The sequence below is a fragment of the Streptomyces sp. NPDC088794 genome (assembly GCF_044750545.1).
Taxonomy (GTDB): domain Bacteria; phylum Actinomycetota; class Actinomycetes; order Streptomycetales; family Streptomycetaceae; genus Streptomyces.
Genome location: NZ_JBIVKB010000022.1, coordinates 135100 through 149119, shown reverse-complemented (window position 1 = coordinate 149119; position 14020 = coordinate 135100). Strand labels below are relative to the sequence as shown.

General features: G+C 71.3%; 12 protein-coding genes. 8 read left to right on the top strand and 4 right to left on the bottom strand.

The window, feature by feature from the left end; all coding sequences use genetic code 11:
* On the top strand, positions 1–1866 hold the full coding sequence (locus tag ACIP6U_RS43405; protein WP_401728503.1) for an isochorismatase family protein: 1866 nt from the start codon (positions 1–3) through the stop codon (positions 1864–1866).
* A gap of 46 nt (positions 1867–1912) precedes the next feature.
* Here the strand turns inward: ACIP6U_RS43405 and ACIP6U_RS43400 are convergent, their stop codons facing one another.
* On the bottom strand, positions 1913–3268 hold the full coding sequence (locus ACIP6U_RS43400; protein WP_401728502.1) for a lysine N(6)-hydroxylase/L-ornithine N(5)-oxygenase family protein: 1356 nt from the start codon (positions 3266–3268) through the stop codon (positions 1913–1915).
* 53 nt (positions 3269–3321) lie between these two features.
* Between ACIP6U_RS43400 and ACIP6U_RS43395 the strand changes: the two genes are divergently transcribed.
* Positions 3322–4275, top strand: a complete 954-nt coding sequence (locus tag ACIP6U_RS43395; RefSeq protein WP_401728501.1) for a methionyl-tRNA formyltransferase — start codon at positions 3322–3324, stop codon at positions 4273–4275.
* A gap of 196 nt (positions 4276–4471) precedes the next feature.
* Positions 4472–5488 carry an iron-siderophore ABC transporter substrate-binding protein gene (locus ACIP6U_RS43390; protein ID WP_401728500.1) on the top strand — a complete coding sequence of 339 codons (1017 nt, stop codon included), beginning with the start codon at positions 4472–4474 and terminating at the stop codon, positions 5486–5488.
* A 75-nt stretch (positions 5489–5563) separates the two neighbouring features.
* Here the strand turns inward: ACIP6U_RS43390 and ACIP6U_RS43385 are convergent, their stop codons facing one another.
* Positions 5564–6946, bottom strand: a complete 1383-nt coding sequence (locus ACIP6U_RS43385) for an AMP-binding protein (protein WP_401728498.1) — start codon at positions 6944–6946, stop codon at positions 5564–5566.
* Here ACIP6U_RS43385 and ACIP6U_RS43380 point away from each other — a divergent pair.
* From ACIP6U_RS43380 to ACIP6U_RS43365, 4 genes are all read left to right on the top strand, one after another.
* Positions 6945–7190: a hypothetical protein gene (locus tag ACIP6U_RS43380; RefSeq protein ID WP_401728497.1), complete on the top strand. Its 246-nt coding sequence runs from the start codon at positions 6945–6947 to the stop codon at positions 7188–7190. The genes ACIP6U_RS43385 and ACIP6U_RS43380 overlap by 2 nt on opposite strands.
* Positions 7180–8232 (top strand): FecCD family ABC transporter permease, encoded by a 1053-nt coding sequence (locus ACIP6U_RS43375; RefSeq protein WP_401728496.1) that lies wholly within the window; start codon positions 7180–7182, stop codon positions 8230–8232. The genes ACIP6U_RS43380 and ACIP6U_RS43375 overlap by 11 nt, the downstream gene beginning before the upstream one ends.
* Positions 8233–8266: 34 nt before the next feature.
* A complete protein-coding gene (locus ACIP6U_RS43370; protein ID WP_401728495.1) occupies positions 8267–9343 on the top strand; it encodes a FecCD family ABC transporter permease in 1077 nt (358 codons plus the stop codon).
* Between the two features lie 119 nt (positions 9344–9462).
* A complete protein-coding gene (locus ACIP6U_RS43365) occupies positions 9463–10242 on the top strand; it encodes an SDR family NAD(P)-dependent oxidoreductase (protein ID WP_401728494.1) in 780 nt (259 codons plus the stop codon).
* 27 nt (positions 10243–10269) lie between these two features.
* On the opposite strand, the gene ACIP6U_RS43360 is transcribed toward ACIP6U_RS43365, so the two are convergent.
* Positions 10270–11253, bottom strand: coding sequence for an alpha/beta fold hydrolase (locus tag ACIP6U_RS43360; protein ID WP_401728493.1), 984 nt, complete (start codon positions 11251–11253; stop codon positions 10270–10272).
* Positions 11254–11496: 243 nt separating this feature from the next.
* Positions 11497–12612, bottom strand: a complete 1116-nt coding sequence (locus ACIP6U_RS43355) for a GNAT family N-acetyltransferase (protein WP_401728492.1) — start codon at positions 12610–12612, stop codon at positions 11497–11499.
* Between the two features lie 420 nt (positions 12613–13032).
* Between ACIP6U_RS43355 and ACIP6U_RS43350 the strand changes: the two genes are divergently transcribed.
* Positions 13033–13995: a cytochrome c oxidase assembly protein gene (locus ACIP6U_RS43350; RefSeq protein WP_401728491.1), complete on the top strand. Its 963-nt coding sequence runs from the start codon at positions 13033–13035 to the stop codon at positions 13993–13995.
* The last annotated feature ends 25 nt before the right edge of the window (positions 13996–14020 follow it).

Sequence of the window (14020 nt, the reverse complement as noted above, 5' to 3'; positions counted from 1 at the left end):
GTGAGCAGCGACGCATCCCTGCACACCACGCTCGACGATGTGCTCCACGGGCGCGCGGAGCTGCATCCCGAGCGGGTGGCGCTCGTCGAGGTGACGGAGGACCGACGGACCTGGACCTATCGCCAACTGGACGACCACGTACGGTGGCGCGCGGCCGAGCTGACCGCCCGCCGGACCGGACCCGGTGACCGGGTCGTCGTCCAACTCCCCGGCTCCCTCGACCTGTTCACGGAGTTCTTCGCGCTGCGGCGGATCGGAGCCGTACCCGTTGTCGTGCCGCCCGGGGTGCGGGGGTCGGTGACGCGGGCGGTGAGCCGGTTCACGGCGTCCGCCGAGGGGGCCGGGCCCGACGACCTCGCCCTCCTCCAGCTCACCGGCGACGGAGTGGGCGTCCCCCGGCTGGTGCCGCTCGGCGACCGGGAGTTGACGCGCTCCGTCGAGGACCGGGCGACCGTGCTGGGCGTCGGCGAGGACACGGTCCATCTCGCCGCGCTGCCCGAACTGCCCGTCGGGGTACCGGGTTTGCAGGACTGGCTGGCGGTGCTGTGGGCGGGCGGCCGGGTGGTCCTCGGCCCCGGGGCCACCGATCCGGACACCGCCTTCCCGGTGGTCGTGCGCGAGGAGGTGACCCACACCGTCCTCCCCGCGCACCTGGCCGCGCCGTGGACCCGGGCCGCCGCGGTCACCTCGTACGATCTCGGCAGTCTGGAGACCCTGGTGGCCGGTGGCGCCGCCCTGGACGAGCGACTGGCCCGGCGGGTGCGGCCCGCGCTCGGCTGCTCGCTGCGCCAGGTGTTCGGGACGGCGGAGGGCCTGGTCTCCTGGACCCGGCCGGACGACGGCCCGGAGGCGTGCCTGACCGGCCGGGGGCGTCCGGTGTCGACGGCGGACGAGGTGCGGATCGTCGACGACTCGGGCCGTGAGGTCCTCGACGGCACGAGCGGTCACCTGCTCACCCGTGGCCCGTCCACGATCCGCGGCTACTGGCGCTCGCCCGAGCACGACGCCGGATTCCTCACCGCCGACGGCTTCCACCGCACCGGGGCGATCGCGCGGGTGACCGACACGGATCACCTGGTCGTCGAGCGGGGGCCGGAGACGTCCCCAGGCGGTCCGGTCGCGGCCGGGCGCACCACTCGCCCCGTCCCGGCGACGCGCGGCCGACGGCCCCGTCCGCACACTCCCGAAGGGCACACCGAGATGGCTCCTCCGATGTTCCCCTACGTCATGCCGACCCCCGCGATGCTGCCCGCCGACCAGACGGGCTGGACCCTCGACCCGGCCAGGGCCGCACTGCTGGTGCTCAACCTCCAGAACCGGTTCGTCCGGGCGCTGGAGCGGGAGGCCGCCCCGGCCACCGAACTCCTCGCGAACGCACGCCAGTTGGTCGACCGCGCCCGGGCCGCCGGAGTGCCCGTGATCCACTCGGTGCCGGCCGGCGACCGGCGCGCCTCGGGCCGGGGCCCCGTCCCGTACACGAGGCTCACCGGTCTTTCGGCGGGCGCGGCGGCGGAGGCGTTCGTCCCGCAGGTTGAGCCGCTGGCCGGGGACACCGTGCTGACCGCCCGGAAGTACAGCGCGTTCGCCCGGACCCGACTGGACGGCCGGCTGCGGGAGTTGGAACGCGACCAGGTGGTCATCCTCGGGCTGTACGCCCGGGCCGGCGTGCTGATGACCGCCGGTGACGCCTGGGCGCAGGATCTGGAGGCGTTCGTCGTGGCCGACGCGGTCGCCGACATGACACCGGGGAGCCATGAGTTCGCCCTGGAGTGGGTGGCGGACACGTGCGGGGCGGTGACGGCGACGGACCGGGTGGTGGCGGCGTTCGGCACCCGGCACTCGGTGACGGAGGCGGAGGCGGTCTGAGCGACCGCCTCCGCACCACCTCGCCGGTGTGGCCGGCCCGGCCGGCTCAGACGTTCGCCACGCGCCGAGACACCAGTGAGCGGTGGATCTCCCCCGCCCGGATCGCGGTCGTCGACAGGAGCGTCGAGGTCAGGCCGTGCGTGTGCTCGGTGCCGCCCTGCAGATAGATCCCCGCGGTGACGCCCGAGACCGTCTCCACCCGATGGTCCCGGCTCACCCGCAGCGCGTCCTCGTCGTCGCGCAGACAGATCTTCGCGGCCTCGCCGAGCAGCGAGGTCAGATCGCGCGGACGGTAGCCGGTGGCGTGCACCAACACGTCCGCCGAGAGGATCTGTTGTTCCCCGGTGGGCAGGAACTCGACGGCGATGTCGAGCGATCCGTCGTCCCGGTTCACCACGTCACGGATGCGCGAGACATTGAGGAACCGCAGCCGCTCCCGCCCGCTCACCTTCTCCTGGTACGCGGTGGCGTACAGCGCCTCGATCAACTCCATGTCGACCACGGAGTAGTTGGTCGAGCGGTGGTAGTCGAAGAGGGACTGCTTCACCTCGGAGGGCGCGCCGAAGTACACGTCGACGGCCTCGGGGTCGAAGATGCGGTTGGCGAACGGGCTGTCGTCGGCCGGGGTGTAGCCGTACTTGGCGAAGACCGCGCAGACCTCGGCGTCCGGGAAGGAGCGGTGCAGATAGTCGACCGTCTCGGCCGCGCTCTGCCCCGCGCCCAGCACGACGGCCCGGTTGACCGTCGTGCCCTCGGCGGCGAGTTCGGTCACCCGGGGCAGCAACTGGCTGTTGTGCCAGATCCGCTCGGACAGCTCCACGCCGGGCGGCACATGGGGTTCCAGGCCGACCGCCACGCTGAGGTCCCGGGCCTGGTAGGTGACCGTCCTGCCGGGACGCTCCGGGTCCCGGCACACCACGTCGAAGTGGGTCACGGTGCCCGCCTCGTCGCGGACCGGTTCGACAGCGGTGACGACATGCTCGTACGCCACCATGTGCCGTACCCGCTCCGCGGCCCACGCGAAGTACTCGTGGAACTCGACCCGCAGCGGGAACAGGGTCTTCTGGTTCAGGAAGTCGATCAGCCGGCCGCGCTCCCGCAGGAAGCAGAGGAAGCTGTAGTCGCTGGTCGGATTGCGCAGGGTGACCAGGTCCTTGAGGAAGGACACCTGCATGGTCGCGTCGTCGATCAGCATGCCCCGGTGCCAGCCGAAGCCCGGCTGGCGTTCCAGGAACAGGGCGTTGAGCCGTTCCTGCGGTGGAAGTCCCGCATTGTGCTCCTCGATCGCTATGGCGAGAGCCAGATTTGACGGTCCGAAACCGATTCCGATGACGTCGTAGCGGGTGTCGGATCCCTTGAGCGGTGACTTCACCGTGGCATCGCCTCCCTCAGGCAGCCACATGTTAGATAAGGTTAGCCTTACCTTGCAATGGAGCCGTTGGACGGGAGAACCGCATGCGCGTCGCCATGTTCGGCTACCAGACCTGGGGCCACCGCACCCTCCAGGCCTTGCTGGACTCCGATCACGAGGTCGTTCTCGTGGTCACCCACCCCAAGAGCGACCACGCCTACGAGAAGATCTGGGACGACAGCGTCGCCGAACTAGCCGAGAAGAACGACGTCCCTGTCCTGCTGCGCAACCGCCCGGACGACCCCGAACTCCTCGCCGCCCTGCGCGAGGCCGCGCCGGACATCATCGTGGCCAACAACTGGCGCACCTGGCTGCCCCCGGAACTGTTCGACCTGCCACCGCACGGCACGCTCAACATCCACGACTCGCTGCTGCCGTCGTACGCCGGCTTCTCGCCGATCATCTGGGCCCTCATCAACGACGAGCCCCGGGTCGGTGTCACCGCGCACCGCATGAACGGCGAACTCGACGCCGGGGACATCCTGATGCAGCGCTCGGTGGCGGTCGGTCCGACCGACACCGCGACCGACCTGTTCCACCGCACGGTGGACCTGATCAGCCCCCTCGTGCGCGAGTCGCTCGACCTGATCGCGTCCGGCCAGGACACGGGCCAGTGGCAGCCGCAGGACCGCAGCCGGGCGAGCTTCTTCCACAAGCGGTCGGCCGAGGACAGCCGCATCGACTGGAGCTGGCCGGCGGACCGTCTGGAGCGTCTCGTACGCGCCCAGTCGGACCCGTACCCGAACGCGTACGCCTTCCACCGCGGACAGCGGATCCGGATCGTGTCGGCGGGCGTGTCCGAGGCATGCTACGGCGGCACGCCGGGCCGGATCTTCATCCGCGAGGGCGACGGCGTGGTCATCGTGGCGGGCGCGGAGGCGCACAACGGCCGCTGCCGCGGACTGCTCGTGCGGCGCGTACGCACCGAGGACGGTACGGAGTTGGCCGCCACGGAGTACTTCCGCACGATGGGCGGGTATCTCACGGCACGCCCCTGACCCCAACTCCCGCGAGCCGGGGCGTCGCCGTCGGCGGCGCCCCCTCCGACGCGCCCCAACACCCTTACGCACGACGGTATATGACACCGGGTCAGGCGAGGCAAACGACCTGAATCCATTGCTAAGGTAAGCCTAACCTTGCTTTACTGGCGGCCTCACGACTCTGCCCACGCCCCGCGAAAAGGGAAGCACGGCCATGTCTAGATCGCTCCGGACCACCCTGCTCAGCGTCACCCTGATCGCCGGGCTGGCAGCCTGCGGCTCGGTCAAGGACGACGACAGCAGCTCCTCGACGGACGCGGCGAAGGCGGAAGCCTCCTCCGCCGCGTTCCCGGTGACCATCAAGCACAAGTTCGGGGACACGAGGATTCCCTCGGCGCCCAAGCGGGTCGTGGTGATCGGCAACGGCGGCACCGACGACATCGACGCGCTCTACGCCCTGGGCGTCACCCCGATCGCCGTGTCCAAGGACACCTTCGCCTCCGACGGCGTCTACCCGTGGCTGAAGGGCAAGCTCGACACCAAGAAGACCAAGCTCCTCGACACCGTCAACGGCGTCGACTTCGAGGCGGTCGCGGCGCTCCAGCCCGATCTGATCCTCGCCACCTCGGACTTCACCCTCGACAAGGACTACAAGAAGCTGTCCGCGGTGGCCCCGACCGTCGGCTACGAGACGGCGTGGGGCCAGCAGACCTGGCAGCAGCACGTCGAGGTGGTCGGCAGGGCCGTCGGCAAGGAGGCGCAGGCCGAGCAGGTCGTCAAGGACACCGAGGCGGCCGTAGCCAAGGTGAAGGCGGCCCACCCCGGCCTCGACGGCAAGACCTACAGCCTCTCCATCGGCAACACCCCGGCGAAGATCTACACCATCGCCTCCGAGACGGACTTCGCCGCCAAGCTGATGAGTGAACTCGGGCTGGGGCTGACCCCGTCGATCAAGAACATCAAGACGGTCAGCGGCAGCCCCACCGGCGAGCTGTCCTTCGAGCAGCTCGACAAGCTGGACGCCGACCTCGTGGTCATCGCGTTCACGACGAAGGACCTGCAGAAGGCGTTCGAGTCCAGCACGCTGGTGAAGAACATGTCGGCAGTGAAGAAGGGCAACTACTTCGTCACCGACGTCGAGACCATCAGCCAGCTGCGCAGCCCCTCGGCGCTGGGCATCCCCTGGGCGCTGAACAACCTCGACGCGGGCTTCGCGAAGCTCGACAAGTAGGCACGCCGGGCGGCCACTTGGGCCACGGCACGATAGAGCGGCGGGGCGCCTGAGGCACCCCGCCGCTTCACCGTGTCACGCGTCCCGCAGCGCCGAGTCGATCTCCGCCGCCGACATCCCCTCGATCTCCAGGTGGATGGCGGCGACCTGTTCGAGCCGGCCGGGTGTCTCCTCCTCGGCGGACAGCCGCTTGGCCATCCCGCCGGCCGTGACGGTCGCGAACAGGGCGCGGACGGACACCTCGGAGGTGTCCAGCGCCTCCCGCAGCCGGCTCACGATCACGGTGGCGAGCACCGAGTCCCCGCCGAGCGCGAAGAACCCGTCGTCAAGACCGACGCGCCCGGTGCCGAGGACGTCCCCCCAGATCCGCGCCACGACGTTCTCCAAGGCGGTGCCGGGCGCCCGGTGCGCCAACTCCTCGGCGGACTCCCAGAGTTGCGCCACCGTCCGCCGGTCCAGCTTCCCGTTGGAGGTGAGGGGCAGCTCTCGTACGACGACGATCCGGGCCGGGACCATGTGCGGGGGCAGCACCGTCCGCGACCACTCCCGCAGGTCGTCCTCGGTCACGTCCTCGGCGGCCACCGTGGCGGCGAGCTGGGCGCCCTGCGCCCGGGTCACGCCGGCCACCGCACGCCGTACCGCCGGATGTCCGGCGAGCGCCGCCTCCACCTCACCCAACTCGATCCGGAAGCCGCGCAGTTTCACCTGGTGGTCGCGGCGGCCCAGGAACTCCAGGGTGCCTTCGGGCCAGTACCGGGCGAGGTCACCGGTCCGGTACCAGCGGATGCCGTCGCCCTCGGGGAACTTCTCGGCGGTGCGCTCCGGATCGCGCCGGTAGCCGAGCGCCACCCCGTCCCCGCCGATCCACAGCTCCCCCGGCACCCAGTCCGGGCAGTCCCGGCCCTGGGCGTCGACCACCCGGCAGCGCACGTTGCGCAGTGGGGTCCCGTAGGGCACCGCCCGCCAGTGCGCGGGGACCTGAGCGTCCGTCACCTCGCAGACGGTGGAGTGGATCGCGGTCTCCGTGGTCCCGCCCAGACCGATGAACCGGCAGCCCGGCGCCCGTTCGGCGAGCCGCCCGGGCAGATCGGTGCCGACCCAGTCGCCGCCGAGCAACACCGTGCGCAGTCCGGCCAGTTCACCGGGTCCGGTGGCCAGCAGCAGCATGTCGAGCAGCGGGGGCGCGCAGTTGAGGAGCGTGACCCGGTGGGTGCGGACGAGTTCCGCCCACTGCCGGGCTTCGAGCCGGTCGGCCTCCTCGACCAGGACCACGGCCCCGCCCGCGCTCAGCAGCCCGAACAGGTCGTAGACGGAGAGGTCGAAGTCGAGGGCGGAGACGGCCAGACAGCGGTCCGAAGGGCCCCAGATCAACCGGGGCGGCGACAAGATCCCCGCCGAGGAGCTGGAGAACCACATCCTGGCCCACCCCGCGGTCCACGACGCGGCCGTGGTCGGCATGCCCGACGCGACGATGGGCGAACGCACCTGCGCCTACCTGGTCCCGCGCGGCGAGGCCAGCACCCCGACCCAGCGCGAACTCGCCGCCTTCCTCGCCGACCGCGGGGTGGCCGCGTACAAGCTGCCCGACCGGGTGGAGGTGGTCGACGTCTTCCCTCGTACCTCGGTCGGTAAGATCGACAAGAAGGCGCTCGGTCGCCGGATCGCCGAACGGCTCAGCGCGGAGGGTGGCGGTGTCAACTAAGGCCGCCGCGCCCGCACTTGAGCAGGCGGACCAACCCCCTCGACGGCGCGCCCGGACCCGACTGCTCGCTGTCGTCGCCGCGTTGGTGCTCCTGTTCGTGGCGATCGTCCTCAGCCTGGCGATCGGCTCGCGCTCGCTCGCGCCGGCCACCGTCTTCCACGCCCTGCTGCACGACGACGGGTCGATCGCGAGTTCCGTCGTCTGGGACGTACGCGTGCCCCGCACCCTCGCCGGGATCGCCGCCGGAGCCGCGCTGGGCGTAGCGGGCGCGCTCATCCAGGCGCTCACCCGCAACCCGCTGGCCGACCCCGGACTGCTCGGCATCAACGCGGGCGCGGCCACCGGAGTGGTCTTCGCCATCACGGTGTTGGGGCTGACCAGCCTGTGGGCCGGGGTGTGGTTCGGCATGGCGGGGGCGGTGATCGCCGGTCTGCTGGCGTACTCGCTGGCCTCCGGCGGACGCGGCGGCGCCACCCCGGAACGGCTCGCTCTGGGCGGCGCGGTGATCGCCGCGGTGTTCACCGGCCTGAGCCAGACGGTGATGCTGCTCGACGCCCAGGCCCTGGACCAACTCCGGTTCTGGAGCGTGGGTTCACTCGCCCGCGCCGACAATCAGACGCTGACGACCATCACGCCGTTCGTCGCGGTCGGCCTGGTCCTCGCCCTCTCCCTGGTCCGCCCGCTCAACGCGCTCGCCCTGGGCGACGACGCGGCCCGCGCCCTGGGCGCCCACCTCAACCGGACGCGGTTCCTGGGCCTGTTGGCGGTCACCCTGCTGTGCGGCGCGGCCACCTCCGCCGTCGGCCCCCTGGTCTTCGTCGGGCTCGCCGTCCCGCACATGGCCCGCATGATCGCCGGCACCGACCAGCGCTGGACGCTGCCGCTGTCCATGCTCCTCGCACCGGCGCTCCTGCTGTACGCGGACGTCCTGGGCCGGGTCGTCGTCCGGCCCGACGAACTCGACGCGGGTGTGGTGACGGCGGTGATCGGCGCGCCGGTGTTCATCGCGCTGGTCCGGCACCGCCGGGTGGTGTCGTCGTGACCACGGTCTTCTCCCTCTGCAAGGTGGTGTCGTCGTGACGACAGCTCCGCCCGCGACGACCAAGACCCTCCCCCGCCGTACACACGTCGTCCGCAGCCGCTCACGCGGGCTGTCGCTGCGCGTGGACGTCCGTACGGTCGCGGTCTGCGCACTGGTGCTGGCCGCGACCTTCGCGGTGGGTGTACTCGCCCTGGGGACCGGCGAGTTCGCCATCTCCCCGTCCGACGTGATCCGGACCCTGCTCGGCAACGGCAGCCGGCAGACGAACTTCGTCGTCAACGAACTCCGCCTGCCCCGCCTGGTGACCGGCGTCCTGGTCGGTGCGGCGCTCGGGCTGAGCGGGGCGCTGTTCCAGAGCCTGACCCGCAATCCGCTGGGCAGCCCCGACATCGTCGGCTTCACCTACGGCTCCGCCACCGGCGGCCTTTTGGTCGTACTGGTCATCGGCGGCACCGGCGGGCAGGTCGCGTTGGGCGCGGTGGGTGGCGGTCTCGCGACCGCGCTGCTGGTGTATCTGCTCGCCTGGCGGCACGGCATCCACGGCTACCGGCTGGTCCTGGTCGGCATCGGGATCAGTGCGCTGCTCCAGGGCGTCAACGCCTATCTGCTCGCCAAGGCCCGCTTCACGCAGGCCGCGCAGGCGATGGTGTGGCTCAACGGCAGCCTGAACGGCCGGGGTTGGCAGGACGCCCGCCCGGCCGCCCTCGGCCTGCTCGTGCTGCTGCCACTGGTCGCCCTCACCGCGAGCCGGCTGCGGATCCTGGAGATGGGCGACGACGTGGCGGGCGGTCTCGGCGTGCCCGTCCAGCGCACCCGCCTCGTGGTGCTGGTGCTGGCCACGGCCGCCTGCGCGGTGGCGACGGCCGCCGCGGGACCGGTTCCCTTCGTCGCCCTCATCGCACCCCAACTGGCCCGCCGCCTCACCCACGCCCCCGGCCCCAACCTCGTGGGTGCCACCTGCACCGGTGCCTTCCTCGTGGTCACCGCCGACTTCGCCTCCCAACGCATCCACGAGACGGCCCAGTTGCCGGTCGGCGTGGTGACGGCGGTGGTCGGCGGGTTGTACCTGGGGCTGCTGCTGCGCCGACAGCGGCGGGCGGGACATATCTAGAGTCGACCCTCGGGTCTGTCGTTCTTCCCCCGCACATGGCGTTCGCCCTGCGCCGACGTGGTTCCTGAGTCACGCTGACTCCTGGGAGCAGTTCACCCCCTGACACCTGGGAGCACCTCATGGTCCACGAACTGGACGGTCGCACCGCGGTCGTCACCGGAGCCAGCCGGGGCATCGGCCTCGCCGTCGTCCGGGCGCTGGCCGCCGAGGGCGCGCGGGTGATCGCGGGTGCCCGGCACACCTCCGACGAGCTGGCGGAACTGGCCAAGTCCGGAACGGTCGAGGTGGTCGAGGTCGACCTCGCCACGCAGGACGGTCCCGCCCTGCTGGTGGAGCGGGCGGGCGACCGCGTCGACATCCTGGTCAACAACGTCGGCGCCGCCCCGGTCCGCCCCGACGGGTTCCTGTCCATCACCGACGAGGACTGGCTGTCCACCTTCACGCTGAACCTGCTGACGACGGTACGAACGACCCGTGCCGTGCTTCCGGCGATGCTGGCGCGGGGCGAGGGCAGCATCGTGACCATCGCTTCGGTGAATTCCTCCCTGCCCGATCCCCTGGTCCTCGACTACAGCGTCTCGAAGGCAGCCGTCGCCGCCTTCTCCAAGGGCCTGTCGAAGGAGGTGGGCGGGCAGGGCATCCGGGTCAACACGGTGAGTCCCGGACCGGTCGCCACCGATCTGTGGCTGTCGGACAGCGGGGTGGCGGCCACGGTCGGCCGGGCGACCGGCGCAGACCGGGCCTCGGTCGCGGAGGGTGCCGCGCGGTCGATGGTGAGCGGCCGGTTCACCCAGCCCGCCGAGGTCGCGGAAGCGGTGCTGTACCTGGCGGGTCCCCGGTCCGGGAACGTCCTGGGCGCCGACATCAGGATCGACGGCGGCCTCATCCCGACCTGGTGACTCCGGTCTTCCGCCGGCCCGTTCAGGTCAGGCGTCGAGCCCGGCCAGCCACTCCACCAGGATCCGGTTGACCTCCTCGGGCCGCTCCTGCTGGATCCAGTGGCCGCAGCCGTCCAGGAGGTGGGAGGCGGTCAGGCCGGGGAGCGTGGTGGGGTACGCCTCGATCGCGTCAGCCAGCCAGGTGGTGGACGCGTCGAGGGAACCGCCCAGGAACAGGGAGGGTTGGTGGATCGGGGCGCCCTGGTGACCGGCCAGGTCCGCCCAGTCGCGGTCCATGTTGCGGTAGCGGTTCAGCGCGCCGGTGAGACCGCTGCGCTCGAACTCCCCCGCGTAGACGTCGAGTTCGTCCTCACCGAGCCAGGTCGGCCGGCGCCCCTGCGGGAAGCGGTCGTGGAGCGTGCCGCCGCGGGTGACGAAGTGCGGGTCGGGGGCGCCGGGTTCGGGCATGGTGTCGGCCGACAGGGCGGCGTAGAAGCCGGCGAGCCAGCCGCGTACGTCGGGCTCGATCTCCGCCTCGGCGCGGCCGGGCTCCTGGAAGTAGGAGACGTAGAACTCCTCTTCGCCGCCCATCCCCGCGAAGACCTCGCTGGGCTTGGGGCCGCCGGGCGGGGTGTAGGGGACGCTCAGCAGACCGACCGCGCGGAAGACATCGGGGCGTACGAGTGCGGAAGTGGCGGCGATGTTCGCGCCCCAGTCGTGCCCGACGATCACGGCGGAGCTCTCTCCGAGGGCGTCCACGACGGCGACGTTGTCCTCGACGAGGTCGAGCATCCGGTACGCGGACTCGGCGGCGGGCTTGGAGGAGCGGCCGTAGCCACGGACGTCGACGGCCACGGCACGGTAACCGGCCGTTGCCAGAGCGGGCAGCTGCCGGCGCCAGGAGTACCAGGTCTCCGGGAACCCGTGGACGAGCAGCACCAGCGGGCCCTCGCCCTGCTCCACGAGGTGAGTACGGCCGGCGGGCGAGGTCACGAGGCGGTGCGTGCGGTCGGCTGGGGTCGGCTGCGGCATGGGGTCCTCCCGGGTGACGCGAGGGCCGTCGGGTCCACCGGACCAGGCAGCCCTCGCGATCGACGGCTTCGACACCGATCATCCGACGGACGGCACGGCGTGAACGAAGCCTGTTGCCGATTCGGCAAACTCGGGACCGGCCCCGGAGACACGTCGGGACCGGCCTGGGAGACACGCGTCAAGCCGCGCAGACCCAACCGCCGGGCGGGCCCGCGCATGCCGGCCCGCCCCTGCCAACCGGCCTCAGGGAGCGCTGCCCGCTCCCCCGCCGGACGGCGACCGGCGTGACGTACGCAGGCCGCCGACCGTCTTCAGGAGGCGGTCGGCGGGTTCGCGGAGGCGGGGGTGGGCGTTGACCGTGTTGCGCAGACCGCGCACCGGTCTGCGCCAGACGCGGTACGCCGCCGCCACCGGGTGCGGGCGACTGGCGAAGCCCTCACCGACGCGGAGCTCGCGGGTCTTGAGCCAGTCCTTGTACTCCTTGTCGCCGCGCCCCAGGTCCATCATCGTCACCCCGGCCCGGGCCGCCGCCTCGGCCGTGCGCAGGTGCATCATCAGTCCCGGCGAGTAGTAGTGCAGGTCGGGGTCGTAGGCGGTGAACCAGGCCGCGAGCACCGTGCGCGATCTCGGTCCGAAGTGCGCGGCCACCGGCCGGTCGCCCGCGTACAGCACGGACAGCACACCGGTGAAGTGCTCCTCGCGGACCTGGAAGAGGTCGTCCACCAGGTCGACGATCCACTGCCGGGCGAAACGATCCATCCGACCGGTCCTGCGGTACTGGGCGGATTTCCAGCGCATGAGCGTGCGCAGCATCGTCGGGTCGCGCTCGTCGAAGACGAACCGCACTTCGCCCACGTCACGCCCGAGGCGACGTTCCTTCTTCAGCGTCGTCTTGGCGAGACCCGGGTACGCGCCGCGCAGCCACTGCGGGTAGCCGCTCTCGTCGGGCTTCAGATCCACCACCGGCGACGCGAACCGGCCGGTGACATAGCTACTGAAAGGCTTCTGCTCCTCGACCAGGTGATCGAACTCGAAGATGGACAGCCCGCTGGCCCGTAGCAACTCCTGTGCGTCCCAGGTGACCCCGGGCCGGTGCACCAGGGCCTGACAGTCCGAAAGGCCGAGACCAATGGCCCGGCCGATACCCAGAGCATCTCGTTCGTACGGGAAGAAGCCGACCGGCTTCCCCTCCTGCCGCAGGACGGCCAACCGCACCGCGTCCCGCTGTCTGGCCACCCCGAGCGCGAACTCCGGTGCCAGAAAGGGATTGGAGTACTCAGGTGATGCATCCATCGCCTCGTGCCACGCCACGCGCAGCGACGCACTCAGTTCGTCGAGTCTCTGGACCGTCACATCCACGTCAGATCCGCTCCCCCCGTGACGCGTCTCCGCGCCCCGCTTCTCCGTTACCCGCTGACCCACGCCGTGTACCCGCCCCCCACCCGTGTACGCGCCGCCCTCACCCCATGGCCGACGACCGGGATCCCCAGTCCCCGGCAGGGCTCAAACGTCGCGAAACCGTACGCACGTTGTCAAGAGTGCCTCTCGCAGCGGGTGACTGCGAGTGGGACGACACGATCAATTCGGTAACCGCGCGAATTTCACCGGAAGCCGAAGCGCTCCGTAGGAACTTGGTGTGAGCCTGGTATGAAGTCGCCCGATACGCCCGACCTGTGATCGGTCGGGTCGCGGGCACGGCGTAACGTCTCCGCGGGTCCGACGTGCCGTGCACGGCCGTGGCGGGAAGAGCATGGAAGAGCAAAGAGGAGAGACCTGGTGATGGGGAGTCTGCCGGAGCTCACCGCAGGACGGCTGCTCTCCTCCTGGCGACTGGACGTGCCCGCGCTGCTCCTCGTCGTCCTGCTGGGCGGCCTGTACGCGGCGGGCGTGCTGCGGCTCGCGCGCCGGGGCGAGCACTGGTCCGTCGTCCGGACCGCGGCCTTCGTCCTGCTGGGCCTCGGCACGCTCACCGCGGCCACCATGTCCGGCCTCGCCGTCTACGACCGGGTGCTGTTCTGGCCGGCCGCCGTCCAGAACGTCCTCCTCGACCTGGTCGCGCCCATCGGGCTGGCCCTGGGCGACCCGCTGGGCCTCGCGCTACGGGCGCTGCCTGCGGGCCCGGCCGGCCGGCTGCGGCGGACGATGACCGGACGGGTCGTACGACTGCTCACCTTCCCGCTGGTCAGTACGGCGCTGGTGCTGGCGACCGAGCTGACGGTGTACTTCACGCCGTACTTCGCGACCGCGCTGCGGTACGGGCCGCTGCACGACCTCATGTATCTGCATCTCCTGCTCGCCGGCTGCCTGTTCGTGGTGCCGGTGCTGACCGGCGAGGAGACGCTGCCCGGCTGGTGCACGCACCCGGTGCGGGCCGCGCTGGTGTTCCTCGACGGGATCGTGGACGCGGTGCCCGGTGTCGTCGTCATGACGCACGGCACGCTGATCGCCGGCGCCTGGTATCTGCACCACGCCCCGCCCTGGGCGCCGGACGTCCACCACGACCAGCAGCTCGGCGGCGGCGCCATGATCAGCATCGCCGAGCTGGTGGCGCTCCCCTTCCTGCTGGCGATCCTCGTGCAGTGGGCCCGCACGGAGCGCGCGCGGAACGTCGTACTGGACCGACGCCTGGACACCGATCTCGTGCCGGTCGCGCGGACGGCGGGGACGGACCTGGTCCGTCCCTGGTGGGAGACCGAGGACAGCGAGGTCGCCCGGCGCGTGCGGCAGCAAGGACCTGGGTGACAGACCCCTTTGGGGCGTTTGCTAC